General features: G+C 45.5%; 1 protein-coding gene. It reads left to right on the forward strand.

Annotated features, from left to right (window positions below):
- Positions 1-703, forward strand: a 703-nt coding sequence (locus R7Z77_RS25655; RefSeq protein ID WP_318137088.1) for a cryptochrome/photolyase family protein, incomplete at both ends; no start/stop codon positions are given.

The following is a 703-nucleotide window of genomic DNA, read 5'->3' on the forward strand; positions in this document are numbered from 1 at the left end:
TTTTTACTGCCTTTTGCAGAAATAGAACAGCAGTTCCCTCAAGGCAAACACGTCATGATGGAGCACTTTTACCGACGGATGCGCAAGCGCTTTGATATTTTGATGCAAGACGGTAAGCCAATGGGTGAAAAGTGGAATTACGATGCCAACAACCGTAATAAACTGAAAGTGAAAGATATCGAGCAATTACCCAAACCGCTGATGTTTAGCCTGAATGTTGACGAGATTGTAGAGCGACTAATGCGACACAAGATCTCGACCATCGGTTCACTAAATGGTGATTTGTTATGGCCAGTGAATCGCGCTCAAAGCCTATCTTTGCTCGCGCATTTTTGTCAGGTTTGTCTCCCTCACTTTGGTCGGTTTCAAGATGCGATGACGGCGGAGCACGATGCCAAATGGAGTTTGTACCACAGTCGTTTGTCGTTCTCGATGAACAGTAAGTTACTGCACCCCAAAGAGGTAATCGATGCTGCACTTAGTGCGTATCAATCAAACAAACACATCGATATTGCACAGGTAGAAGGATTCATTCGTCAGATCTTAGGTTGGCGGGAATTCATTCGGGGTGTGTACTGGGCGAATATGCCGCAGTATCCGCAGAAAAATGAGCTCGAAGCATCACGTGATTTACCCGACTACTTTTGGACAGGAAAAACCAAGATGGCTTGTATGCGTAATGCAATAGGCCAGTCTCTCGACT

The sequence above is a fragment of the Vibrio sp. 1401 genome (genome assembly GCF_033340295.1).